Genomic DNA, 21,754 nt, shown 5'->3' on the forward strand with positions numbered 1-21,754 from the left:
TTTACCTTTTTGCCCACCAGGTGCTGATGGCCCAGGTTTCGGCCTGGGTGTAGGGCGGCATCTGCGCCGGTTTGTCCAAACGCGCCGCGTTGTACGCCATGCGATGCACGTTGACGGTCCATTGCGGGATCAGGTAGTGGCTGTGGGCGATCACGCGCTCCAGGGCATGGCAGGCGGGCAGCAGTTCGGCCTTGTTTTTGGCGCTGGTCATGCGGCGGATGAGGGAATCCACGGCGGGACTCTTGACGCCAGCGAAGTTCCCCGAGCTCGGCGTGTCCGCGGCCTTGCTGCCGAACATGTCGGCATACTCCTGCCCCGGATTGTTGGTGCCGGCAAAGGCGATGGAGATGATCTCGTACTCAAACCGGTCCACCCGCTGCTGGTACAGCGCGTAATCGACCGAGCGGAAGTTCAGGCGGATGCCCAGCTTCTCGAGGCTTTGGATCCACGGCCCGACGGAGCGCACGCCACCCTCCCGGCTGTCGAGGTACTCCAGCACCATCGGCTGACCTTGCGCATTGCGCAGTGCGCCATCGCGGTACACCCAACCCGCCTCCTGCAACAGCGTGCGGGCACGGCGCAGATTGGCGCGCAGCGACGAATCGCCGTCGGTGCGCGGCGGCACCGTCATCGGGCCGAACACGGTGTCGGGCACCTTCCCGCGCCAGGGTTCGAGCAGCGCCAGTTCTTCGGGCGACGGCGTGCCATGCGTCTCGCAATCGGTATTGCCGAACAGGCCGTTCACCCGCTGGTACGAGTTGTAGAACATCTGCCGGTTCATCCACTCGTAGTCCAGCGCCAGGCCCAGGGCCTCGCGCACGCGCACGTCGGCCAGCTTGGGGTTGCGCGTGTTGAGCACGTAGCTCTGGAAGCCCGAGGGCAGCCGGTGTGCGAACTCCCCCTTCACCAACTCACCGCTGTCAAAGCGCTTGCCGCTCATGCGGCGCGCCCAGTCGCCCGCCGAAAACACCTGCATCAAGTCGTACTCGCTGGCTTTGAAACCTTCCAGGCGGGCCGTGTTGTCCTTGTAGATTTTGACCGTGATGCGGTCAAAGTTGTCGGTGCCGCGCTTGACATTGAGGTCGCGCGCCCAATAGTTCGGATCGCGCACGTAGGTGATGTCGCGGCCGAAGGTCACCGGCCCGATCTTGTAGCGGCCGCTGCCGATCGGAATGTCCATGACCACCTGGTCGAAGGGCTTGGGCTTGCCGTTCTCCATGCCCCATTGGCGGCTGAACACGGGAATCGTGCCGACGGTCAGGGGCAGTTCGCGGTTGGGCCGCTTGAAGCGAAAGCGCACGGTGCGCTCGTCGATCACGTCCACACCCACCACGTCCTCCAGCAAGGACTTGTAGGCCGGCATGGTCTGCGGGCTCATCAAGGTGTCGTAGCTGTGGCGCACGTCGGCGGCCAGCACCGGGTCGCCATTGTGGAATCGCGCCTCAGGCCGCAACTTGAACGTGGCCGACAGACCATCAGCCGCGACGTTGACGTCTTGGGCGAGCAGGCCGTAGGCCGACGCGGTCTCGTCCAGGGAGGGCGTGAGCAGGGTGTCGAACATGAGCGCAGCCAGGTAGGCCGGCGCCGAACCGCGGATGGTGAACGGGTTGTACTTGTCGAAGGTGGAGACCCGTTGGTTGCTCACCAGCCGCAAATCCCCGCCCTGCGGGGCTTGCGGGTTGACGTAGTCGAAATGCGCGAAACCTGGTGGGTACTTGAGATCGCCCCAGAGCGCATAACCGTGGGCTGCCCAGCCCAGCGGGCTCCACGCCACCAAGGCCACGGCCACGCCCCAGGTGGCGAGGTGGCGGTGGAGGTTGGGAAGGATGACGCGCATGAGACAATTCTGAAGGAATTTTCTCTGGAGATTGAAAAATGGGTTTCCTCGCAGGCAAGAAGCTGCTGATCACGGGCGTGTTGTCCAACCGATCCATCGCCTACGGCATTGCCAAGGCTTGCCACCAACAAGGCGCCGAACTCGCGTTCAGCTATGTCGGCGAACGGTTCAAGGACCGCATCACCGAGTTCGCGGCCGACTTCAATTCGACGCTCATCTTCGACTGCGACGTGAGCGATGACGCGCAGATCGACAAGCTCTTCGCCGACCTGGCGCAGACCTGGCCCAAGTTCGACGGCTTCGTGCACAGCATCGGCTTCGCCCCGCGCGAAGCGATCACCGGCGACTTCCTCGAAGGCCTTTCCCGCGAAGCCTTCCGCATCGCGCACGATATCAGCGCCTACAGCTTCCCCGGCATGGCCAAGGCGGCCCTGCCCTATCTGAACGACAAGGCGTCGCTGCTCACGCTGAGCTACATGGGCGCCATCCGCGCCGTGCCCAACTACAACACCATGGGCCTGGCCAAGGCCAGCCTGGAAGCCTCGGTGCGTTACCTGGCCGAGTCGCTGGGCCCCAAGGGCATGCGCGTCAACGGCATCAGCGCCGGCCCGATCAAGACGCTCGCGGCCAGCGGCATCAAGGACTTCAGCAAACTGCTCAACCTGGTCGCCAGCGCGGCCCCGATCCGCCGCAACATCACGATCGAGGAAGTCGGCAATGTGGCCGCGTTCCTGCTGTCCGACCTGGCTTCCGGCGTGTCAGCGGAAATCACCTACGTGGACGGCGGCTACGCCCAGACCACGGGGGTGAGCCGCGACAGCCAGGCCATGCTCTGACCTTCCCTTCCATCCACAAGACCCCGGTACCCTGAAGCGGGCTGGGGCACACGCCATCGCATGCCTTTGCAACGACGCAAATGGTTGTCCGGGCTCGGAGCGACGCTGCTCCTGAGCGCCTTGAACGCCTCGGCCCAGGCTGCCGACGCACCCGCCCTGATGCTGGCGGGCGTCTACCGCCCGGGCATGCCTCTGGCCGCCTATTGGCTCAGCGAAAAATACGACGGCTTGCGCGCCTTCTGGGACGGGCAGCGCCTGCTGTCCCGAGGCGGCGAGACCATCGTGGCACCGGCCTGGTTCACCGCTGGCTGGCCTGCCGAACCCATGGATGGCGAACTCTGGGCCGGTCGAGGGCGCTTCGAGGAAGCGCTGTCCACGGTGCGCCAGCAGACGCCCAACGAAGAAGCCTGGCGCCGCATCCGCTTCATGGTGTTTGACATGCCCGCCCACCCCGGGCCGTTCTCGGACCGCATCACGGCCTACCACGGACTGGTGTCGCGCATCGACCAGCCCTGGGTGCGCGCGGTGCCGCAGGAACGCGTGCCCAACCACGCGGTGCTCATGGCACGGCTGGACCGCATGGTGAAGGATGGCGGCGAGGGCCTGATGCTGCACAAGGCCGATTCGCACTATCGCGCCGTGCGCAGCGACGACCTGCTCAAGGTGAAAACGCACGACGACGCCGAAGCCCGCGTGATCGGCTACGTGCCGGGCCAAGGCCGGCATGCAGGGCGCATGGGTGCCTTGCTGGTGCAGACGCCAGCGGGCCTGCGGTTCCGGCTGGGCACCGGGTTCACCGATGCCCAGCGCGAGCGCCCGCCCGCCGTGGGCGAATGGGTGACCTACCGGTTCAGGGGTATCAACACCAGCGGTGTGCCGCGTTTTGCAAGCTTCGTAAGGATGCGGCCCGACGCGCCGGGTTAGCAAGCCTTTCACGGCGCGCGTGCCCAGATCCAGGGGCAGCAAGGGACGGCTTTGCCGGCCCAAGATGCCGTCCCCCCTCGAAGCGCCAAAGGCGCGCCACAGAGGGGGGAAGCCGCGAAGCGGCGCAGGGGGGTGTTCCTACTTCACGCAGTCGGCGAAGAAACGCTTGCGGCCATCGTCGCCCACCACTTCCACCAGACCGTGGATGTCGGTCTCGAAGCCCGGGCACTGCAGGTTGAATTCGCGCGCGAACTTCAGGTAGTCGACGATCTTCTTGTTGAAGACCTCACCGGGGATCAGCAGCGGAATGCCCGGCGGATACGGCGTCACCAGGCTGGTGGTGATGCGGCCTTCGAGCTCGTCGATGGGCACCCGCTCGGTGGTGCGCTGCGCGATGTGCGCGAACGCGTCGGACGGCTTCATGGCCGGCGTGAGGTCGCTCAGGTACATCTCGGTGGTCAGGCGTGCGATGTCGTAGCGGGCGTAGAGCTCGTGCACGTGCTGGCACAGGTCGCGCAGGCCCATCTGCTCGTAGCGCGGGTGCTTCTGGCAGAACTCGGGCAGGATGCGCCACATCGGCTGGTTCTTGGCGTAGTCGTCCTTGAACTGTTGCAGCGCGGTGAGCAGCGTGTTCCAGCGGCCCTTGGTGATGCCGATGGTGAACATGATGAAGAAGCTGTACAGGCCCGTCTTCTCGACCACCACGCCGTGCTCGGCCAGGAACTTGGTGACGATGGACGCCGGTATGCCTTCGGCCTCGAAGCGGCCGTCCAGATTCAAGCCCGGGGTGACGATGGTGGCCTTGATCGGGTCCAGCATGTTGAAGCCCGGCGCCATGTCGCCAAAGCCATGCCAGTCCTTGCCGTTGAAGGACACGTCCTTCTGCTTGAGCACCCAGTCGCCGGTCTCGCCCATGCCCTCGTCGGCCAGATCGTCCGGCCCCCAGACCTTGAACCACCAGTCGTCTTCGCCGAACTCGGCCTCCACCTTGCGCATGGCGCGGCGGAAATCGAGCGCCTCGAAAATGCTCTCTTCCACCAGCGCGCGGCCGCCGGGCGGCTCCATCATGGCGGCGGCCACGTCGCAGCTGGCGATGATGGCGTACTGCGGGCTGGTGCTGGTGTGCATCAGGTACGACTCGTTGAACAGGTGGCGGTCCAGCTTCACGTTCTGCGAATCCTGCACCAGCACGTGGCTGGCCTGGCTGATGCCGGCAAGCAGCTTGTGGATCGACTGCGTGGCGTACACCACCGACTCCATCGGCCGCGCGCGTTTCTTGCCCATGGCGTGGAAGTTGCCGTAGAACGGGTGGAACGCCGCGTGCGGCAGCCAGGCTTCGTCGAAATGCAGGTTGGCCACATACCCGTCGAGCATCTGCTTGATGGCCTCGGTGTTGTAGAGCACACCGTCGTAGGTGGACTGCGTCAGTGTGAGTACGCGCGGTTTGACGGTGGCCGCGTCGACGCCGTCCAGCAACGGGTTGGCGCGGATCTTGGCCTGGATCGATTCGATCTCGAACTCGCTCTGCGGAATCGGGCCGATGATGCCGTAGTGGTTGCGCGTGGGCTTGAGGAAGACGGGGATCGCGCCCGTCATGATGATGCTGTGCAGGATGGACTTGTGGCAGTTGCGGTCCACCACCACCACATCGCCCGGCGCCACGGTGTGGTGCCACACCATCTTGTTGCTGGTGCTGGTGCCGTTGGTGACGAAGAAGCAGTGGTCGGCGTTGAAGATGCGTGCCGCGTTGCGTTCGCTCGCGCCGATCGCGCCATTGTGGTCCAGCAACTGGCCGAGTTCTTCCACCGCGTTGCACACGTCGGCGCGCAGCATGTTCTCGCCGAAGAACTGGTGGAACATCTGGCCGACAGGGCTCTTCAGGAAGGCCACGCCCCCGGAGTGGCCCGGGCAGTGCCAAGAGTACGAGCCGTCTTCGGCGTAGTCGAGCAGCGCCTTGAAGAACGGCGGTTGAATGCCTTCGAGATAACTTTTGGCTTCGCGGATGATGTGGCGCGCCACGAACTCCGGTGTGTCCTCGAACATGTGGATGAAGCCATGCAGCTCGCGCAACACGTCGTTGGGCAGGTGCCGGCTGGTCTTGGTTTCGCCGTAGATGTAGATCGGCACGTCCGAATTCTTGCGCCGCACCTCGTCGATGAAGTTGCGCAGGTTCAGCACCACCGGGTCGATGTCCTCGCCCGAACTGAACTCCTCGTCGTCGATCGACAGGATGAACGCGCTCGCGCGGCTTTGCTGCTGCGCGAACTGGCTCATGTCGCCATAACTCGTCACCCCCACAACCTCGAAGCCCTCGACCTCGATCGCCTGCGCCAACGCGCGAATGCCCAGGCCCGAAGCGTTCTCGGAGCGGAAGTCCTCATCGATGATGACGATGGGAAAGCGGAATTTCATGTCGTTCTCCAGCCGCACGGCGCCGGCCACAGGGGAAAAGGTACCGACGGGCTCGAAGGGCCATCGGTGGCAAAGCAGGCGCGAAGTGTACGGAAATCGCGTGTCACCCTGCAGAACATGCCGGGCTTTTGCCGCAGAATGTGGCGCGAGCCAGACATACCGGCCTGCTTCAGGTAGGGTCGACCTCCCTCTTTATCGTTCCCCAGTCAGGAGTATTCGTTCATGTCGGAATCAACCTTGTGGTGGCTGTTGGCCGGTGCTGCCGTGGCGCTGGAGCTGTTCACCGGCACGTTCTACCTGCTCATGCTGGCGGTGGGCATCGCGGCCGGGGCCTTGGCCGCACACGCGGGCTTCGGGATCACGGCGCAGATCATCGTTGCAGCGGTGGTGGGATCGGCGGCGGTGGTGGGCTGGTATCTCATCAAGCGGCGGCGCGATGGCGACCCGTCGGTGCGCTCCATGCGCAGCGTCAACCTCGACGTGGGCGAGGTTCTGCACATCGACGAGTGGCATGCCGATGGCACCGCCACCGTGAAGTACCGCGGTGCGCAGTGGACCGTGATCCAGCGGCCGGGCAACGCACCCACGCCGGGCAGCTACCGCGTGGCCGAGCTGGTGGGCAGCCGGTTGCTCGTCGAAAAAGTCTGAGCACGCATGCGCTACCCTCGCCCCTTCTGAAACTTTTAGAGACACGAACGCCATGGAACTCGCCATCATCCTGCTCGTCATTGCGGTGATCTTCATCACCCGCTCCATCAAAGTCGTTCCGCAGCAAAACGCGTGGGTGGTTGAGCGGCTGGGCAAGTACCACGCCTCGCTGGCTCCGGGCCTGAACTTTCTCGTTCCCTTCGTCGACAAGGTCGCCTACAAGCACAGCCTGAAGGAAATTCCGCTGGACGTGCCGAGCCAGGTCTGCATCACGCGCGACAACACGCAATTGCAGGTGGACGGCATCCTGTATTTCCAGGTCACCGACCCGATGCGCGCGAGCTACGGCTCGTCGAACTACATCGTGGCCGTGACGCAGCTGGCCCAGACCTCGCTGCGTTCGGTCATCGGCAAACTGGAACTCGACAAGACCTTTGAAGAGCGCGACATCATCAACGCGCAAGTGGTGCAGGCCATTGACGAAGCGGCGCTGAACTGGGGCGTGAAGGTGCTGCGCTATGAAATCAAGGATCTGACGCCCCCCGCCGAAATCCTGCGCTCCATGCAGGCACAGATCACGGCCGAGCGCGAGAAGCGCGCGTTGATCGCGGCCTCCGAAGGCCGTCGTCAGGAACAGATCAACATCGCCACCGGTGAGCGCGAGGCCTACATCGCCCGCTCCGAAGGCGAGAAGCAGGCGGAAATCAACAACGCGCAAGGTGAAGCCGCAGCCATTCTCGCAGTGGCCGAAGCCAACGCCGAAGCCATTCGCAAAGTTGCGGAAGCCATTCGCCAGCCTGGCGGCCAGGAAGCGGTGCAGTTGAAGGTGGCCGAGAAAGCCGTTGAGGCCTACAGCAAGGTAGCGGCCGATGCGACCACCACCCTGATCGTGCCCAGCAACATGACCGAGGTGTCTGCGCTTATCGCGTCTGCCATGAAGATGGTCGGCACCGGCAAAAACGTCTGATTCCGAGCCGGACCTGTTGATTGGCCTGCTACAATCGCAGGCTTCGCGGAGAGGTGGATGAGTGGTTTAAGTCGCACGCCTGGAAAGCGTGTGTGGGCTAATCCCCACCGCGGGTTCGAATCCCGCCCTCTCCGCCAACGATCGGTCCGAAGACGTCCCAAAGCGTCCAAGGCAACCCCCTAAAAGCCCTGCAAGTCCATGATTTGCGGGGCTTTTTTGTTTTTCCACGCCAAACACGTTCGTTGGCAACCACGGCCTCTTCCTGGACGCCGCTGACACCGTCCCGTTTAGCGAAATGTGGTCGCTGCAGGAACGCTGAGCTGGCCCATCTGATGAACGCGCAGCGACGTCTTGACGATGGCACCTATGGTTTCTGCGCGGACTGCGGCGAGCAGATCGCCGAGCAGCGGCTGATCGCCATGCCACAGGCGCCCTATTGCATGACTTGCCAGGCCCAGCATGAGAGTCCGCTTGATCGACATGGGTCGGTCTTGCGCACCTGAAATTCCGGAACACGCCCACTTGGCTCTTGCGCCATGGGCGCGCTGCCCGAAGTCAGGTGGGCGTACGAGGCAACACCAGTTGGGCTTCCAGGCCGCCTTGTGGGCGGTTGCGCAGGGTGAGGCTGCCGCCGTGCATTTCAGCGATGCTTCTGGCGATCGTCAGGCCCAGCCCGGTGCCTCCTGTATCTCGGCTGCGCGACGCATCGACGCGGTAGAACGGCTCGAACACACGTTGGAGTTCATGGGGCGGCAAGCCGGGTCCCTCATCGCGCACGGTGATGCGCAGGGCTGCGGGGTCGTCCTGCACTTCCACCGCAGCAACGTCGCCGTACTTGACCGCGTTTTCGACCAGGTTGCGCACGCAGCGTTTCAAGGCCGTGGGTTGCGCCGGATACGGCTGCAGCGCCCGCCCTGTGAGGGTCATGCGACCGCCCGTCTCGATCACGTCGGCCTGCAAACTTTCGAGCAAGGCGCCCACGTCGATCGGCTGCGCGTCCTCTGCCCCGTAGGCGCCGCGCAGGTAGTCCAGCGTTGCCGCCACCATCGCTTCCATTTCCTCCAGATCCTGCGTGAACTTGCGCCGTTGCTGCGCGTCGGGCAGCATTTCGGCGCGCAGCCGAAGCCGCGTCACCGGCGTCTTGAGGTCGTGGGACATGGCCGCCAGCACGCTGGTTCGTTCGCGCAGGTAGACGACCAGGCGGGCCTGCATCGCGTTGAAAGCGTGCGCGGCACGCACCACCTCGATCGGCCCCGACTCCGCCATCGGCGGGCGATGGATATGGCGTCCGAGTTCGTCGGCCGCGTCGGCCAGCACCTTCAGTGGGCGGGTCACCCAGCGCACGGCCACGAGTGACACGGCGATCACCGCCGTCAGCAGCACCGCCAGGCTGGCAAGCAGCCGGTAAGGCCACCCGATCGCCTGTTCCGGCTGGCGGGCGTCGAAGGTCACCAGCGTGCCGTCGTGAAGCCGCACCTGCGCGACGAACGACAGTCCGCGCTGCGCCGCTTGCGCATGCATGGCGCCATGCGGCCCACCCGATCCCCCACGCACCGCGCCGGGTCCAAAGGCGCCCGGCCCATGCAGCGGTGCTGCCCAGGTGGCGGCATCGTCGATCGCCACCGCCTCCACAGCCCAGCCATCGCCAAGAGCGCGGCGAATCACCGTGCCAAACAAGGCCGTGCGGGAGCCCGGCGGCGGTGCCGCAGGCAGCGCGGCCCTGTCGAGGCTCACCACCAGGGGCGGCTCGGCCAGCACTTGGGCGATCTGGCGCCGGCCCGATGCATCCGACGATTCCAGCAGCCGAACGATGTCGGCGATGCGCTGCGCCGACTGCGCACCGCTCGCGCGCAACAGCAGCTCGCCCCGCTCCTGACTGTGAATCGCAAAGCTCACCAGTTGGGCGACCGTCAGCCCGGCGAGCAGCACCAGCACGAGTCGGCTGAACAAGGACCGTGGCAGCAGGTTCATGGCGGCGCGTTCTCGACCACGGCGGCCAGCACATAGCCCTGTCCACGCACGGTCTTGATGATGGACGGTTCGCGCGCATCTTCTCGCAAGCGTTGGCGCAGGCGGCTCACCTGCACATCGAGGGCGCGGTCGAAAGGGTCGGCATCGCGCGACAGCATCAACTCGATCAGCTGATCGCGTGTAAGCACCTGGCCCGGATGGTCCAGCAAGGTGCGCAGCAGCTTGAACTCCGTGGCACCGAGTGGGACCACCACGCCGTCCGGTGCCGTTAGGTTGCGCGTCACGGCGTCCAGCAGCCAACCCGCGAAGCGGAACCAGCGCAATTCCACCCGCCGCAGGTTGGGTGGAAGGGCTTTCGATCGGCGCAGCACGCTCTTGACGCGGGCGAGCAGTTCGCGCGGGCTGAAAGGTTTGGGCACATAGTCGTCTGCCCCCACTTCCAGGCCGACGATGCGGTCGGTTTCGTCGCCGCGCGCGGTCAGCATGATGATGGGCACCTGTGAGCGTGCTCGCACCGAGCGGCACAGGCTGATGCCATCCTCCCCCGGGAGCATCACGTCCAGCACGATCAGGTCCGGGTCACCGGCAGCGAGCGCCGCCCGCATGCCGCGGCCATCCGCTACCGCTGTCACACGGTAGCCATTCTCTTGCAGGTAGCGGCTGAGCAGATCGCGGATGTCCGCGTCGTCGTCGACGACCAGCAGGTGTTCAGGCGTGGTGTTCATGGCGTCGATGGTGAGCTCCGGGGGACCCGTTTCTCCAGATAAATTGCATCGCCACCTGTCAGGCGAGGCGCTTGCAAGATGGCGATACAAAACCAGGGCGCAGTGACACACGCCCGCTGGCGGTGGGTGGTCTGATACATGCTCCTCCCAACCACTTGAAAGATCAGACCATGAAACGAAACGTCAAAACGGCACTCGGCGTCATTGCCACGCTCGGCATCGCACTCGGCGCTTCCGCCGTGGCTGCCCACCCGGACCGGATGGGCAACATGGAAGGCGGCATGGGCCAGCACGGCCCGATGTCTGGCGCCATGCACGGCAGTGGCGGCATGGCCGGCCAACAGCTGATGACCCCACAGGAGCGCGATGCCCTGCGCGAGAAGATGGCCGCAGCGAAAACGCCCGAGGAGCGCCAGGCGCTGGCGGCGGCGACGCATGCCGATATGGAAAAACGGGCCAAGGAACAGGGCATCGCCCTGCCAGCGCACCGCGGACCGCATGGCGCGATGGGCGCACAGCAAGGCCCCGGCAGCAAGCATCGGCATTGAACGGCGAAGCATCCGGCGAGCCTGGCCGCGATGCGGGGCAACGTGAAGCGTCGGCGCAGGCATAGCGAAGACACTACAGGAGCGCTTCGGGCGCCAGAGCCCCGAGCAGCCCAACCAGCCAGCGCCGCCACGGGCTGGCCAGCGGGTCGCTCGTGTAGCGCGCCGGCAGCCCCTTTTCCCGCGTGTCCCAATGCAGTGATGCGCCGGCATTGCCGGGCTCGTCGAGCGCCACCTGGAACACCTGGTCGGGCACGATGGCTTCGTCAAACAGGCGGGTCAGTTGTCCGCCCAGTTCGCGGCTCTCGATCCGCAAGGCCACTTCGGTGTTCAGCAGTCGCGAGCGTGGGTCCAGGTTCATCGAGCCGATGAACACCGTCTCCCCATCCACGACGACCGCCTTGGAGTGCAGGCTCGCGCCGGACGACAAGCCCAGCCGCGGGGCGCCCTCCGTGGCCCCGCCCGGCCGCAACTCATGTACGGTGATCCCGCACGCCAGCAGTTGAGGGCGGTAGCGGGCGTATGCCGCGTGCACCAGTGGAACGTCCGTGGACGCCAGCGAATTCGTGAGGATGCGCACCGGCACGCCACGCCGCGCCACGCCACAGAGGACCTCCACGCCCGATGGAGCAGGAACCAGGTAGGGCGAGACCAACACAACGTCCCTTTGCGCGTTTTCGATCGAGCGCCGCAGCTGCGAGAAGATCGTGCCCGTCGGCGCCAGCGCATCGGCATCGGCATCGGCGGGCAATTGGTCGAGGATTTGTGCCGGTGCGGCCACCATCGGGACCCCACCCATGCGCACAAGCCCGCCGAATGCCGTCTTGCGCAGCTCGCGCACATAGTCACTGTCGCGAAAGCGCAGCGTCCGCGCGGCCATGTCGTCCCACAGTTTTTGCAACTCGACTGCTGCCTGAGGCAGGCCGGCGATCGACGCGATCGGCACGGCCATGTCGCTGTTCCAGTAGCGGTCGAAGCTGCGCCCCATGTCGCTCACCACCGGACCGGCTGCCAGCACGTCGAGATCGGCAAAGTCGCCCTCCGTCGACAGGTTGAAGTAGGCGTCGCCCAGGTTGCGCCCGCCCATCACGGCAACTGCACCATCGGCGATCCACAGCTTGTTGTGCATGCGGCGGTTCAGCCGGTCGGTATCGGTCAGCCATTCCAGCAGTTGCGAGAACCCGAGCTGGCCTCGCTCGGCAAACGGATTGAACAGCCTCACTTCGAGGTTCGGTTCCTCCGCGAGACTCGCGAGGCGGAGTTCGTGGTCGCCGACGTTCAGGTCGTCGACCAGCAGGCGCACGCGCACGCCGCGCCGCGCGGCCCGCAACGCCGCATCCATCAGCGCGGTGGCGCTCGCATCGTGGGCAATGATGTAGTACTGCAGATCGAGCGTCTTCTGTGCTGTTTCTGCCAGTGAAGCCCGCGCGGCAAATGCCTCGGGGCCGGAGACCAGCAGGTGAAACGCTGACTGCCCGGGCCCTGTTGCCAACGGTGCATACGTTTGACCCAGCGGCGTGCGCAAGGGCTGGTCGAACGCATGGGACGGCGTGCGGACAAGGTTTGTCGGATACGGCGTGCAACCCGCGACGAGCAGCGCGATCAGAACGGCGACGATCCGTGGAACGCTGGCCTGGCAACGTCCTTCGGTCATTCTTGCGGGCCGCTCCGGATACAAAGGCCCCGTTGCGCGAACGGTTCGAATGCATCGGGCGTGCTGTAAACCGGGGCGAAGCCACCGCCAGGCGTGCGGAAGTTGGTGGTCTGGCCCTGGTACAGGCGCGCCGCATTCCATTGGGTCGCGCCGTCGTAGACATAGGCGCGCAGATCGAACTTCATCGCCTGCGCTGGGTCGTGCTTGTCGATCCTGCGCTCCCCCGGTGTGACGATCGCCTGAGCCACGTAGTCGCCAGCGAGGATGTCCTGCCAGACCCGCCTGGTCAGCTTGTCGCCCCGGTAGGCGGCACGGCTACCGAAACCGGCCACCGGCTTGAAGAACAAACCACGGCGTGCGTCCCACAGCCTTTGCGCCTGATCGATGGCGACCACCTCTGTGCGGGGAACATGTTCCAGCAAAACCTGCCGGGTGGATGCGGGCACGCCCAAGCCCTTCAGGCGCGCCGCGTCGCTGAACAACGCAAGGTGGCGCTTGTCGGCGTACAACGCATGCGCTTGCGGGTGCGGTGTCAGTACGACGCCCTGCTCCATGTAGGCCTGGCGCAGCGCCGCGCTTGCCGGCTGCTCCAGGTAGAAGTCGGTCAGCCGGTTGTAGACGAGGTCGATGACCTGCTCGCCGTGCCACAAGCGGCCCGCGCGCCACTCAAGCGCTTGCGGATCGGCGATCACGGTTCTCAGACCGTGCCGCTCGAACAGTTGCTGGAACAGCAGGAACTCGGGATAAAGGTATTGATGCGGCGGCGCGGTATCGACGATGGCTATGCTGGCGAGAGGCCGCGTTGCACCCGCACGCATCCACTCCTGACGGAACATATCGACGATGCGCTGCTCGAAGGTGCCCACGCTGGACAGGGTGGGCACCAACGGATCCATGGCGTTGCAGCAGGCCCTCTGAGCACGGGCCAGCACCGCATTGAGCATGGCCCCACCTGCGTTGGTGTTGATCTCGATCAGCCCCAGTTGGTCTCCATGGAGGTGGAAGTCGTGGCCAAAAAAAACGCCCCGCGGACCGCCCTCCCCGAGTCGCGCAATGGCCGGCGCAGCGGCCAACACCTGCTCCCGATACGCGGGCAGCGCCACCACCGACTCGACCGCCTGTACCACCTGCGCCATGCGCCGCAGGTGCCGCGCGCTGACGAACACCGGCCTTGCAGCGAACAGGAAAGGACAACGCTCCCGCACCATCGCCGACAAGCCGGCCTGGCCCAGTTCGACATTGAGCGCAAGCGCCAGGGCATCCTCGTCCAGGCTGAAGCAAAAGCATTCCTGGTTGAGCGCCTCGACGTCACTCGCGCACGGAAACATTCCGGGTTGCGGTGAGACGGCAGGCTCCTGAAGCCCGCTGGCATCAAGGGAAGTCATGTTCCGGGCACTCCTGCGCAGGTGGTTCCAGGCATGAAGGTACCGGGCGATAGGCGATCGAGCTTGATATGCGTCAACGGCGTCGTCGATCGCGCCCACTTACGCCACTTCAGGCGAAAGCTGGTGAACGGCCTGGTAGTGCGTAAGGAAGACCTCGCCGCTGAGCCTGTGCAGAAACTCGGTCGACTTCAATCGGTCCATGACCGGCCCCTTCACCTCCGACAGGTGCAGCCGCACACCGGCATCGCGCAGCCGCCGGTCGATGGCCTCCAGGCTCTCAAGCGCGCTGGCATCGATGTCGTTGATGGCCGAACACTGCAGCACCACGTGCTCCAGCTCGGGGTGGCTCGCCACGGCGTTGTTGATGCGGTCTTCCAGCGCGCGCGAGTTGGCGAAATACAAACTCTCGTCCACCCGCAAACTCAGCACACGCGGACTCACACGCACGGCATGGCGCAGCACATTGCGGAAATGCTCGGTGCCCGCCACCAGACCCACTTCGGCCATGTGGGGCCGGCTCGTGCGGTAGAGATACAAGGCCAGCGATACGCCCACGCCCACGACCAGTCCGCTCTCCACGCCCACGGTGAGCGTCGTCACCAGCGTGGCCAGCACCGCGGCGAAATCCGACTTTCCGTAGTGCCACGTCTTGCGCAGGATGCCCAGGTCCACCAGCGACAGCACCGCCACCACGATGGTCGCGGCCAGCGTGGCCTGTGGCAGGTAATACAGTGCCGGCGTGAGAAACAGCGAAGCCAGCGTGATGCCGAGCGCCGTGAAGACGCCAGCCGCCGGTGTCTGCGCCCCGGCGTCGAAATTGACCACCGATCGCGCAAACCCGCCGGTGACTGGAAATCCTCCGGTGAATGCAGCACCCAGGTTGCTCGACCCCAATGCCACCAGCTCCTGGTCCGGATCGATGCGCTGGCGCCGCTTGGCCGCCAAGGTCTGCCCGACAGAAACCGACTCGACGAAACCGACCACGCTGATGAGCAATGCGGGCACCAACAGTTGCTGCCACAGCTCCAGATTCCACAGTGGCAGCGTGAACGGCGGCAAGCCCTGTGGCACGGCACCCACGATCTTCACGCCCTGCCCTTGCCAGTCCAGCGCCCAGGTGAGCAGGGTCGTGACCAGAATGGCCGCGACAGGACCGGTCTTGGCCACCGCGTCTGCGGCGCGCGGGCCCATGCCGGCACGCTGCAGCAGTGGCTTGAGGCCGCTGCGCACCCAGAACAGGAAGGCCACTGTCAGCACCCCAATGCCCAGCGTCAGCACGTGCACCTGACCGATCTGCGTCAAGAGTGACAAGCTCAGTTCGACAAAGGTGTGGCCATCTGCCTTCACACCCATCAGCGTCTTGAGCTGGCTCGCCGCGATGAGTATCCCCGAGGCGGAAATGAAGCCGGAGATGACCGGGTGGCTCAGGAAGTTGGCGAGAAAACCCAGGCGCAGCAAGCCCATGGCCAACAGCAGCACTCCCGAGAGAAACGCCAGCGTGATCGCCACCGCCCAGTACTGCGGTGTACCTGCGACGGCGTGCTGTCCGATGGCTGCCGCCGTCATGAGGGAGACCACGGCCACCGGCCCCACGGCCAGCACGCGGCTGGTGCCGAAAATGGCGTAGAGCAGCAGCGGGGCCACGCTGGCATACAGGCCGACTTCAGCCGGCAGACCGGCGAGCATGGCGTAGGCCAGGCTCTGCGGAATCAACATGAGGGTGACGATGAGCGCCGCCAGGCTGTCGCTCGCCAGCGCCTCACGGTTGTAAGCGCGGCCCCACTGCAACACCGGCAAGGACGGCAGCCACTGGCGCCAGGGGAACGAGAGGTTCATGCCATGCAGCTCACGTCAGGCCCCGAGGCGCCGGCGCAAGCCCGTTCGCTCGGCAAGCTCGAAGATCACCATGCCCGCGAGCATGGCCGCCACGAACAGCGCGGCCTTCACCTCGCCAGAGGCCATGGAGACGATGCCCGGCCCTGGGCAGAACCCCGCCAGGCCCCAGCCCGCGCCAAAGGTCAGTCCGCCGATGACCAGCCGCTTGTCGATCTGGCTCGTCTTGGGCAAGTGCAGCGCGCCGCCCAGCAAGTTCGTGGTGCGTTTGCGGGCCAGCGCAAAGGCGAAGAAGCCCACGGCAATGGCGCCGCCCATGACGAGCGCCAATGAAGGATCCCAGACGCCAAACAGGTCCAGGAAGCCGAGCACCTTGGCAGGGTCGGTCATGCCGGAGAGCAGCAGGCCCAGGCCAAACAGCAGGCCCACAAGAAATTCGGTGATGCGGTGCATATGTGTGCTCCTTACAGAACGTGGCGGACCACGAAGACCATGGCAAAGCCCGCGCCCATGAAGGCCAGGGTGGCGACCATGGAACGGGGCGACAGGCGCGAGAGTCCACACACGCCGTGCCCGCTGGTGCAACCCGAGCCATAGCGTGTGCCCAGGCCGACCAGCAGCCCGGCTGCGACGATGGTGGCAAAGCCCGCATCGATGCGCGGCGCCTGCACAAACCCGGCCGGCGCGAGCAGGCCATACACCAGTGGCGCTGCCAGCATGCCCAGCAGGAAGGCCACGCGCCAGCCCGCGTCGCCCGACTTCGGTGGCAACAAGCCGCCCAGGATGCCGCTGATGCCCAACACCCGGCCATTGACCAGGATGAAGAAGGCCGAGGCGACACCCAGCAAAACGCCGCCCGACAGTGACGCCCACGGCGTGAAATTGGCCCAATCAATCGTCATGGCTTACTCCTTCTTGTCCACACAGAATTGTTCGTACAGCACCCGCATCACTGCCAGCGCTTCTGTGCTGGCCAGTGCGTAATAGATGCTCTTTCCCTCGCGGCGGGTGCTCACCAGACCCTCGTCACGCAGCACCGTGAGCTGCTGCGACAAGGTCGGCTGCACGATACCGAGCAAGGCCTCCAGCTCCCCCACGCGCAGCTCGCCCTGCGAGAGCTGGCACAGGATCAACAGACGGTCGGGGTTGGAGAGCACTTTCATCAGCCGGCAAGCGCGCTCGGCACCCAGGTGCATCTGCTCCAGATCCAGCAACGCAGTTTTCATCGCTCTTGCTTCCGGTTCGTTGATATGGCGCAAGGCAGCGCCAGCGAATGGTGCGAATATATTGACATACAATATATCTGTCAATATATTATTGGCGACTTATTTACAGGAACTGTCATGTCTCCTCTTCCGCGCTCCGCCGCCCATCCCCAAGTGCACGGCATGTTTGATCCTGCCACCTGGACCGTGACCTACGTCGTTCACAACGGCCCGGGCAGCGACTGCGCGATCATTGATTCGGTGCTCGACTACGACCCCAAATCCGGGCGCACGCACCACGCCTCGGCCGACAGGGTTGGCGACTACGTCCGCGCCAACCACTTGAACGTGCGATGGATTCTGGAAACCCACGCGCACGCAGACCACCTCTCTGCCGCGCCCTACCTCCGCGCGCAACTGGGCGGCCAGATCGGCATCGGCGGGCGCATCACCCAGGTGCAAAAGGTGTTCAAGGGCATCTTCAACCTGGAGCCTGACTTCCGGCAGGACGGCTCGCAGTTCGACCACCTGTTCCAGGAGGGTGAAACCATCCCGCTGGGCGCACTGTCTGGCGAAGTGATGTTCGTGCCCGGCCACACGCCGGCCTGCGCCGCCTACCGCTTTGGTGACGCCGTTTTTGTGGGCGACACGCTGTTCATGCCCGATGTGGGCACGGCGCGCTGTGACTTTCCCGGTGGGGATGCCAAGACGCTCTACGCCTCCACCCGCAAGCTGCTGAGCCTGCCGCCCGAGACGCGCCTGTTCATGTGCCACGACTACCCGCCGCCCGGTCGCGCGGTGGCGTTCGAGACGACCGTGGCGGAGCAACGCGCGAAGAACATCCACGTGCACGACGGTGTGAGCGAAGCCGAGTTCGTGGCCATGCGCACGCGGCGCGACGCCACCCTGGAAATGCCTACGCTGATCTTGCCCTCTGTGCAGATCAACATCCGCGCCGGCGCGATGCCGCCCAAGGAAGACAACGGCGTGGCCTATCTGAAGATCCCCTTGAACGTACTCTGATCGGGTGCCTTGATTCCTGTCTGCCTGTCCATCCACCATTTCTGGAGAATCACCATGACCAAGAACGTCGGCTCTATTGACCGCACACTGCGCATCGTCATCGGCCTTGGCCTCATCGCGGCTGCCGCCACCGGCACCATCGGCCTGTGGGGCTACCTGGGCGTCGTCCCTTTGCTCACCGGCCTGATCGGCTGGTGCCCGCCTTACGCGATGCTGGGCTTCAATACCTGCGCCACGAAGAAGTGAAGCGCTTCGCGTTGTGGTGCGTCCATTTGAAGGCCGACCGCTTCGACCACGGCACCCAACGAGTTGCCATGGACATCACCTCCAACCCATGGGTACGCCCAACGTGAACTATGGCGGCATTTGCAGAAGCCCCTTTGGATCATGCAACTGCCGGATCACGTGAGCCAGGAACCGCCCCCCTACGGCCCCGTCAATCACCCGGTGGTCATACACCAGGGTCAGTGGCAGAAACAGACGCGTCGCCAAAACACCGTCCAAATCGACCACCCTTGGGCTGGCGCGGCCTACACCGAGGATGCCCACCTCCGGCGCATTGATGATCGGCGTGAACCCAGTGCCACCCAGCAGACCGAGATTGGTGATCGTGAAACAGGCGCCCTCCGCGTCGCTCATCGCAAGCCTTCCCGCCTTCGCCTTGTCCGCCAGGATCTGAATGGCTGCCGCGGTCTGCAAAACATCCTTCCGGTCAGCGTCGCGCACCACAGGCGCCAGCAGTCCGATCGGCGTTTCGGCGGCAAATGCGATGTGGCAGTATTTCTTGAGCACCAGTTCATTGGCCTGCGTGTCCAACGACGCGTTGAAGTCGGGAAAGAACTTGAGCGCACTGGCGCACGCTTTCATGACAAACGCCAACAACGTGAGCTTGATGCCCGGACTCTGGGCGGCCATGTCATGTTGCAATGCCATCAGCGCCGTCAAATCGCATTCGTCGAACTGTGCCACGTGCGGCACCTCGGCCCAACTGGCCGACAGACGCCGGGCAATGACCTGGCGGACCCGGCTGAAGGGCTTGCGTTCGACCTCGCCGAACAGCGCGTAGTCGTAGGTCTCAACCTGTGGTGGGGAGATCATGGCGGTTACCTGCAGGCGTCAGGCCAGACCAAATACCTGATCGCCACTTTTGCCACCCAGACCTGGATGGATATCAAAGCGCACCACGCCCACAGCGACACCGGAGCCCGCCGCAGCAGCGATGCGGGCCGTTCCCGCAGTGCCAAAGCCGCCACACAACTCGACGGCCACTATGCCCTGATCCAGCAGAGAACGCACGACCAACTCGGCCTGTTCATAGTTGGGAGCTCCGATCGTGGTGAGTTCCACCTCGGGGGTGCGCACGACACTGCGGTGCTCGGCCGGATTTGCACCCGGTGCAAGAAAAATGAAGGCGGCTTTCAATGCCATGAGCATCTCCTTGGTGATGGGGATTCAAACCTGTTTCTCGGGCTGAAATCCGGCCACGAATCGATCGATTTCCTCTTCGCTCACGTTGCCAGCGGCGATCACGCCGATCAGTGCCCCCACCGGCAATACCGTGCCCTGAGCAGCGACCTGCCTGCGCAGAACACCAGCAGCCTGCGCCTCGCATTCGTTGGTGACCTTTTCGGTCTCCACATCGAATACGCGCTGGCCCGCCTCGATCACCGCGCCCGGCACCACGTGCCAAGCTGCTACCGTGCCTTCCTTCATGGTGAGACCAAGCTTGGGCATGGTGAGAGCCTGAATGGCCGCCGCACTCATCGAGCGATCGCCGCTTTGGCGCCATAGGCCACTGCATCTCTCACCGCGTGGGCGATGGACGCCGCGTCGGGGATATACGCGTCCTCCAGGTTCGGCGCAAATGGAACCGGCGTATGCGGCGGCGTCACCATCCGCACGGGCGCACGCAGCGATTCGAACGCCTCTTGCGCCACAAGCGCCGACACATCGGTGGCGATATTGCAACGCGGGCTCGCCTCGTCCACCGCCACCAGCCGGCCAGTTTTGCGCACGCTGCGCAAGATCGCATTGGTGTCCATGGGCGAGGTCGTGCGCAGATCAATGACGTCACAGTGGATCTGCTCGGCCTCCAGCATGGCCGCCGCCGCAATGCAGAACTTCACCATCCTTCCCACCGCGACGATCGTGGCATCCTCGCCGGTGCGCACCAACTTGGCCCTTCCGAAGGGGATGGCATAAGGTTCATCGGGCACTTCTTCCACGTCATCGTACATAGCCTTGTGCTCGAAGAAGATCACTGGATCGTCATCTCGAATGGCCTGGATCATCAGGCCCTTGGCTTCGTAGGGCGACGACGGGATCACCACCTTGAGCCCGGGAATGTGGGTGAAGACGGGGTACAGGCACTGGCTGTGCTGACTGGCCGCACGAGAACCGGCGCCATACAGTGTTCGCACCACCACCGGCGTGGTGGCTTTGCCTCCGAACATATAGCGGAACTTGGCCATCTGATTGATGATCTGGTCGCCGCAGACACCAAAAAAATCGACAAACATCAGTTGCGCCACCGGACGCAAGCCGGCCACCGCAGCCCCTGCGGCGGCGCCGATGAAAGCGCTTTCGCTGATAGGGGTATCGATGACCCGCTCTCGGCCAAATGCGCCCAGCAGGCCCTTGCTCGCGCCAAGCACGTCGCCCCAGGCGTCCTGTTGTCCTTTTGCGCCCATGCCACCGGCAATATCCTCGCCCATCACGATCACTCTCGCGTCGCGCTCCATTTCCTGGCGCATGGCTTCGTTCAAAGCTGCGCGAAACGATTTCGTGCTCATGCTGGTTCTCCTGCGTAGCTCTTGTAGACATCGGTCAACAATTCGGATTTGTCAGGCGGCGCCGATGCGCGGGCCTGCGCCACGGCGACGTCGATCAGGCAAGCCACATCGGTTTCGATCCGATCCAGGACCGGCGCTTCGACCTGTCCGGAACTCGTGAGTCGCGCGCGCAGGAATTTGAGGCAGTCGAGAAAGTTGCGCTCCTCCCGGACCTCGCCCGGGGGGCGATAGGTCATCTGATCGCCTTCGAAATGGCCGAAGTAGCGGGTGAACTCGATATGAATGAATTCCGGCCCACCGCCGGCGCGCAGTCGGGCCACCGCCTCCTGGGCCGTGCGGTACACGGCAAAAAAATCGTGCCCATCGATGCGCATCCCCGGGATGCCAAAGCCTTCCGCGCGGCGCACTGGGTTGTGCCCGCCAATGGACCAAGCGCTGGCGGTGCTTTCTGCGTAGCCGTTGTCTTCGAGAACGAACAGCACCGGCAGTTGGTAGACCGAAGCGAAATTCAGGGACTCCAACGTGGTCCCCTGGTTGAAAGCGCCGTCGCCAAAGAAGGCGACCGCCACCGCTTTGCTGTGCGTTACCTTGGCGGCCAGCGCGGCACCGCATACCAGGGGTGGCCCACCGCCTACGATGCCGTTGGCGCCCAGCATCCCTTTGCCGATATCGGCGATGTGCATTGAACCGCCCTTGCCCTTGCACAGCCCATTGCCGCGCCCGAAGATTTCTTTCATCATCGCTCCCACGTCGCAGCCCTTGGCAATGGCATGGCCATGACCGCGGTGTGTGCTGGCAATGTGGTCGCCATCTTCCAGTTGCATGCACACGCCAACGGCCGATGCCTCCTCGCCAGCGTAGAGATGCACGAAGCCCGGAATTTGTCCGGTGGCAAATTCCTTGTGAACACGCTCCTCGAACTCGCGGATCGTGCACATGTCACGATACGCTCGTATCAGTTCTTCCATTTCGATCTGCATACCGAGTCTCCTTGGGT

At 64.5% G+C, this 21,754-nt stretch carries 23 protein-coding genes and 1 tRNA gene; 9 read left to right on the forward strand and 15 right to left on the reverse strand.

What is annotated here, in order from left to right:
* Position 1 precedes the first annotated feature (1 nt).
* Positions 2 to 1,837, reverse strand: a complete 1,836-nt coding sequence (locus F9K07_RS15470; protein ID WP_159594284.1) for an extracellular solute-binding protein — start codon at positions 1,835 to 1,837, stop codon at positions 2 to 4.
* 38 nt (positions 1,838 to 1,875) lie between these two features.
* Between F9K07_RS15470 and fabI the strand changes: the two genes are divergently transcribed.
* Together fabI and F9K07_RS15480 are read left to right on the forward strand one after the other, a co-directional pair.
* Complete coding sequence (gene fabI, locus F9K07_RS15475; RefSeq protein ID WP_159594285.1) at positions 1,876 to 2,673, forward strand: enoyl-ACP reductase FabI; 798 nt, start codon at positions 1,876 to 1,878, stop codon at positions 2,671 to 2,673.
* A gap of 60 nt (positions 2,674 to 2,733) precedes the next feature.
* The gene (locus tag F9K07_RS15480; RefSeq protein WP_159594286.1) at positions 2,734 to 3,597 is read left to right on the forward strand and encodes a DNA ligase; all 864 of its coding nucleotides are present in this window, start codon (positions 2,734 to 2,736) and stop codon (positions 3,595 to 3,597) included.
* Between the two features lie 138 nt (positions 3,598 to 3,735).
* Here F9K07_RS15480 and F9K07_RS15485 read toward each other — a convergent pair whose 3' ends face one another.
* On the reverse strand, positions 3,736 to 6,009 hold the full coding sequence (locus tag F9K07_RS15485; protein WP_159594287.1) for an arginine/lysine/ornithine decarboxylase: 2,274 nt from the start codon (positions 6,007 to 6,009) through the stop codon (positions 3,736 to 3,738).
* A 222-nt stretch (positions 6,010 to 6,231) separates the two neighbouring features.
* On the opposite strand from F9K07_RS15485, the gene F9K07_RS15490 reads away from it, so the two are divergent.
* From F9K07_RS15490 to F9K07_RS32290, 4 genes are all read left to right on the forward strand, one after another.
* The gene (locus tag F9K07_RS15490) at positions 6,232 to 6,657 is read left to right on the forward strand and encodes an NfeD family protein (protein ID WP_159594288.1); all 426 of its coding nucleotides are present in this window, start codon (positions 6,232 to 6,234) and stop codon (positions 6,655 to 6,657) included.
* A 52-nt stretch (positions 6,658 to 6,709) separates the two neighbouring features.
* Complete coding sequence (locus tag F9K07_RS15495; protein ID WP_159594289.1) at positions 6,710 to 7,624, forward strand: SPFH domain-containing protein; 915 nt, start codon at positions 6,710 to 6,712, stop codon at positions 7,622 to 7,624.
* Positions 7,625 to 7,671: 47 nt separating this feature from the next.
* Positions 7,672 to 7,761, forward strand: a tRNA-Ser gene (locus F9K07_RS15500).
* 195 nt (positions 7,762 to 7,956) lie between these two features.
* Positions 7,957 to 8,127 carry a TraR/DksA family transcriptional regulator gene (locus tag F9K07_RS32290; protein ID WP_159594290.1) on the forward strand — a complete coding sequence of 57 codons (171 nt, stop codon included), beginning with the start codon at positions 7,957 to 7,959 and terminating at the stop codon, positions 8,125 to 8,127.
* A 52-nt stretch (positions 8,128 to 8,179) separates the two neighbouring features.
* Here F9K07_RS32290 and F9K07_RS15510 read toward each other — a convergent pair whose 3' ends face one another.
* Together F9K07_RS15510 and F9K07_RS15515 are read right to left on the reverse strand one after the other, a co-directional pair.
* Positions 8,180 to 9,595, reverse strand: a complete 1,416-nt coding sequence (locus tag F9K07_RS15510; protein WP_159594291.1) for an ATP-binding protein — start codon at positions 9,593 to 9,595, stop codon at positions 8,180 to 8,182.
* A complete protein-coding gene (locus F9K07_RS15515; protein WP_159594292.1) occupies positions 9,592 to 10,320 on the reverse strand; it encodes a response regulator in 729 nt (242 codons plus the stop codon). Before F9K07_RS15515 ends, F9K07_RS15510 begins: the two co-directional genes overlap by 4 nt.
* A 170-nt stretch (positions 10,321 to 10,490) precedes the next feature.
* Here F9K07_RS15515 and F9K07_RS15520 point away from each other — a divergent pair, with 170 nt between their 5' ends.
* A complete protein-coding gene (locus F9K07_RS15520) occupies positions 10,491 to 10,868 on the forward strand; it encodes a hypothetical protein (RefSeq protein ID WP_159594293.1) in 378 nt (125 codons plus the stop codon).
* A gap of 73 nt (positions 10,869 to 10,941) precedes the next feature.
* Here the strand turns inward: F9K07_RS15520 and F9K07_RS15525 are convergent, their stop codons facing one another.
* The 6 genes from F9K07_RS15525 to F9K07_RS15550 form a co-directional block, all read right to left on the reverse strand.
* Positions 10,942 to 12,519 (reverse strand): phospholipase D family protein, encoded by a 1,578-nt coding sequence (locus tag F9K07_RS15525; protein WP_159594294.1) that lies wholly within the window; start codon positions 12,517 to 12,519, stop codon positions 10,942 to 10,944.
* Positions 12,516 to 13,904 (reverse strand): hypothetical protein, encoded by a 1,389-nt coding sequence (locus F9K07_RS15530; RefSeq protein WP_236581275.1) that lies wholly within the window; start codon positions 13,902 to 13,904, stop codon positions 12,516 to 12,518. Before F9K07_RS15530 ends, F9K07_RS15525 begins: the two co-directional genes overlap by 4 nt.
* 99 nt (positions 13,905 to 14,003) lie before the next feature.
* Complete coding sequence (locus F9K07_RS15535) at positions 14,004 to 15,740, reverse strand: SulP family inorganic anion transporter (RefSeq protein WP_159594295.1); 1,737 nt, start codon at positions 15,738 to 15,740, stop codon at positions 14,004 to 14,006.
* Between the two features lie 15 nt (positions 15,741 to 15,755).
* A complete protein-coding gene (locus tag F9K07_RS15540) occupies positions 15,756 to 16,190 on the reverse strand; it encodes a DUF6691 family protein (RefSeq protein WP_159594296.1) in 435 nt (144 codons plus the stop codon).
* Positions 16,191 to 16,201: 11 nt separating this feature from the next.
* Positions 16,202 to 16,639 carry a YeeE/YedE family protein gene (locus F9K07_RS15545; RefSeq protein ID WP_159594297.1) on the reverse strand — a complete coding sequence of 146 codons (438 nt, stop codon included), beginning with the start codon at positions 16,637 to 16,639 and terminating at the stop codon, positions 16,202 to 16,204.
* Between the two features lie 3 nt (positions 16,640 to 16,642).
* Positions 16,643 to 16,963: an ArsR/SmtB family transcription factor gene (locus F9K07_RS15550; RefSeq protein WP_159594298.1), complete on the reverse strand. Its 321-nt coding sequence runs from the start codon at positions 16,961 to 16,963 to the stop codon at positions 16,643 to 16,645.
* Between the two features lie 117 nt (positions 16,964 to 17,080).
* Here F9K07_RS15550 and F9K07_RS15555 point away from each other — a divergent pair, with 117 nt between their 5' ends.
* Together F9K07_RS15555 and F9K07_RS15560 are read left to right on the forward strand one after the other, a co-directional pair.
* Positions 17,081 to 17,965, forward strand: a complete 885-nt coding sequence (locus F9K07_RS15555) for an MBL fold metallo-hydrolase (protein WP_159594299.1) — start codon at positions 17,081 to 17,083, stop codon at positions 17,963 to 17,965.
* Positions 17,966 to 18,019: 54 nt separating this feature from the next.
* Positions 18,020 to 18,211: a YgaP family membrane protein gene (locus tag F9K07_RS15560; protein ID WP_159594300.1), complete on the forward strand. Its 192-nt coding sequence runs from the start codon at positions 18,020 to 18,022 to the stop codon at positions 18,209 to 18,211.
* Between the two features lie 108 nt (positions 18,212 to 18,319).
* On the opposite strand, the gene F9K07_RS15565 is transcribed toward F9K07_RS15560, so the two are convergent.
* Genes F9K07_RS15565 through F9K07_RS15585 form a run of 5 tightly spaced genes read right to left on the reverse strand, consistent with a single transcriptional unit; the run spans position 18,320 to position 21,737 of the window.
* On the reverse strand, positions 18,320 to 19,063 hold the full coding sequence (locus F9K07_RS15565) for a 2-oxo acid dehydrogenase subunit E2 (RefSeq protein ID WP_159594301.1): 744 nt from the start codon (positions 19,061 to 19,063) through the stop codon (positions 18,320 to 18,322).
* An 18-nt stretch (positions 19,064 to 19,081) separates the two neighbouring features.
* Positions 19,082 to 19,393 (reverse strand): DUF6506 family protein, encoded by a 312-nt coding sequence (locus F9K07_RS15570; protein ID WP_159594302.1) that lies wholly within the window; start codon positions 19,391 to 19,393, stop codon positions 19,082 to 19,084.
* Positions 19,394 to 19,417: 24 nt separating this feature from the next.
* Complete coding sequence (locus F9K07_RS15575) at positions 19,418 to 19,729, reverse strand: biotin/lipoyl-containing protein (RefSeq protein ID WP_159594303.1); 312 nt, start codon at positions 19,727 to 19,729, stop codon at positions 19,418 to 19,420.
* Complete coding sequence (locus F9K07_RS15580; protein WP_159594304.1) at positions 19,726 to 20,757, reverse strand: alpha-ketoacid dehydrogenase subunit beta; 1,032 nt, start codon at positions 20,755 to 20,757, stop codon at positions 19,726 to 19,728. The genes F9K07_RS15575 and F9K07_RS15580 overlap by 4 nt, the downstream gene beginning before the upstream one ends.
* A complete protein-coding gene (locus F9K07_RS15585) occupies positions 20,754 to 21,737 on the reverse strand; it encodes a thiamine pyrophosphate-dependent dehydrogenase E1 component subunit alpha (protein WP_159594305.1) in 984 nt (327 codons plus the stop codon). The genes F9K07_RS15580 and F9K07_RS15585 overlap by 4 nt, the downstream gene beginning before the upstream one ends.
* Positions 21,738 to 21,754 lie beyond the last annotated feature (17 nt).

The organism is Hydrogenophaga sp. BPS33 (assembly GCF_009859475.1).
Lineage (GTDB): Bacteria > Pseudomonadota > Gammaproteobacteria > Burkholderiales > Burkholderiaceae_C > Hydrogenophaga.

Bases quoted from the DNA above. Each gene is read 5' to 3' on its own strand.
- F9K07_RS15490 (WP_159594288.1), top strand. From the start codon at position 6,232: ATGTCGGAATCAACCTTGTGGTGGCTGTTGGCCGGTGCTGCCGTGGCG.
- fabI (WP_159594285.1), top strand. From the start codon at position 1,876: ATGGGTTTCCTCGCAGGCAAGAAGCTGCTGATCACGGGCGTGTTGTCC.
- F9K07_RS15570 (WP_159594302.1), bottom strand. From the start codon at position 19,393: ATGGCATTGAAAGCCGCCTTCATTTTTCTTGCACCGGGTGCAAATCCG.
- F9K07_RS15515 (WP_159594292.1), bottom strand. From the start codon at position 10,320: ATGAACACCACGCCTGAACACCTGCTGGTCGTCGACGACGACGCGGAC.
- F9K07_RS15530 (WP_236581275.1), bottom strand. From the start codon at position 13,904: ATGACTTCCCTTGATGCCAGCGGGCTTCAGGAGCCTGCCGTCTCACCG.
- F9K07_RS15525 (WP_159594294.1), bottom strand. From the start codon at position 12,519: ATGACCGAAGGACGTTGCCAGGCCAGCGTTCCACGGATCGTCGCCGTT.
- F9K07_RS15495 (WP_159594289.1), top strand. From the start codon at position 6,710: ATGGAACTCGCCATCATCCTGCTCGTCATTGCGGTGATCTTCATCACC.
- F9K07_RS15470 (WP_159594284.1), bottom strand. From the start codon at position 1,837: ATGCGCGTCATCCTTCCCAACCTCCACCGCCACCTCGCCACCTGGGGC.
- F9K07_RS15540 (WP_159594296.1), bottom strand. From the start codon at position 16,190: ATGCACCGCATCACCGAATTTCTTGTGGGCCTGCTGTTTGGCCTGGGC.
- F9K07_RS15510 (WP_159594291.1), bottom strand. From the start codon at position 9,595: ATGAACCTGCTGCCACGGTCCTTGTTCAGCCGACTCGTGCTGGTGCTG.
- F9K07_RS32290 (WP_159594290.1), top strand. From the start codon at position 7,957: ATGAACGCGCAGCGACGTCTTGACGATGGCACCTATGGTTTCTGCGCG.
- F9K07_RS15580 (WP_159594304.1), bottom strand. From the start codon at position 20,757: ATGAGCACGAAATCGTTTCGCGCAGCTTTGAACGAAGCCATGCGCCAG.
- F9K07_RS15485 (WP_159594287.1), bottom strand. From the start codon at position 6,009: ATGAAATTCCGCTTTCCCATCGTCATCATCGATGAGGACTTCCGCTCC.
- F9K07_RS15535 (WP_159594295.1), bottom strand. From the start codon at position 15,740: ATGAACCTCTCGTTCCCCTGGCGCCAGTGGCTGCCGTCCTTGCCGGTG.
- F9K07_RS15575 (WP_159594303.1), bottom strand. From the start codon at position 19,729: ATGAGTGCGGCGGCCATTCAGGCTCTCACCATGCCCAAGCTTGGTCTC.
- F9K07_RS15520 (WP_159594293.1), top strand. From the start codon at position 10,491: ATGAAACGAAACGTCAAAACGGCACTCGGCGTCATTGCCACGCTCGGC.
- F9K07_RS15565 (WP_159594301.1), bottom strand. From the start codon at position 19,063: ATGATCTCCCCACCACAGGTTGAGACCTACGACTACGCGCTGTTCGGC.
- F9K07_RS15545 (WP_159594297.1), bottom strand. From the start codon at position 16,639: ATGACGATTGATTGGGCCAATTTCACGCCGTGGGCGTCACTGTCGGGC.
- F9K07_RS15550 (WP_159594298.1), bottom strand. From the start codon at position 16,963: ATGAAAACTGCGTTGCTGGATCTGGAGCAGATGCACCTGGGTGCCGAG.
- F9K07_RS15480 (WP_159594286.1), top strand. From the start codon at position 2,734: ATGCCTTTGCAACGACGCAAATGGTTGTCCGGGCTCGGAGCGACGCTG.
- F9K07_RS15555 (WP_159594299.1), top strand. From the start codon at position 17,081: ATGTCTCCTCTTCCGCGCTCCGCCGCCCATCCCCAAGTGCACGGCATG.
- F9K07_RS15560 (WP_159594300.1), top strand. From the start codon at position 18,020: ATGACCAAGAACGTCGGCTCTATTGACCGCACACTGCGCATCGTCATC.
- F9K07_RS15585 (WP_159594305.1), bottom strand. From the start codon at position 21,737: ATGCAGATCGAAATGGAAGAACTGATACGAGCGTATCGTGACATGTGC.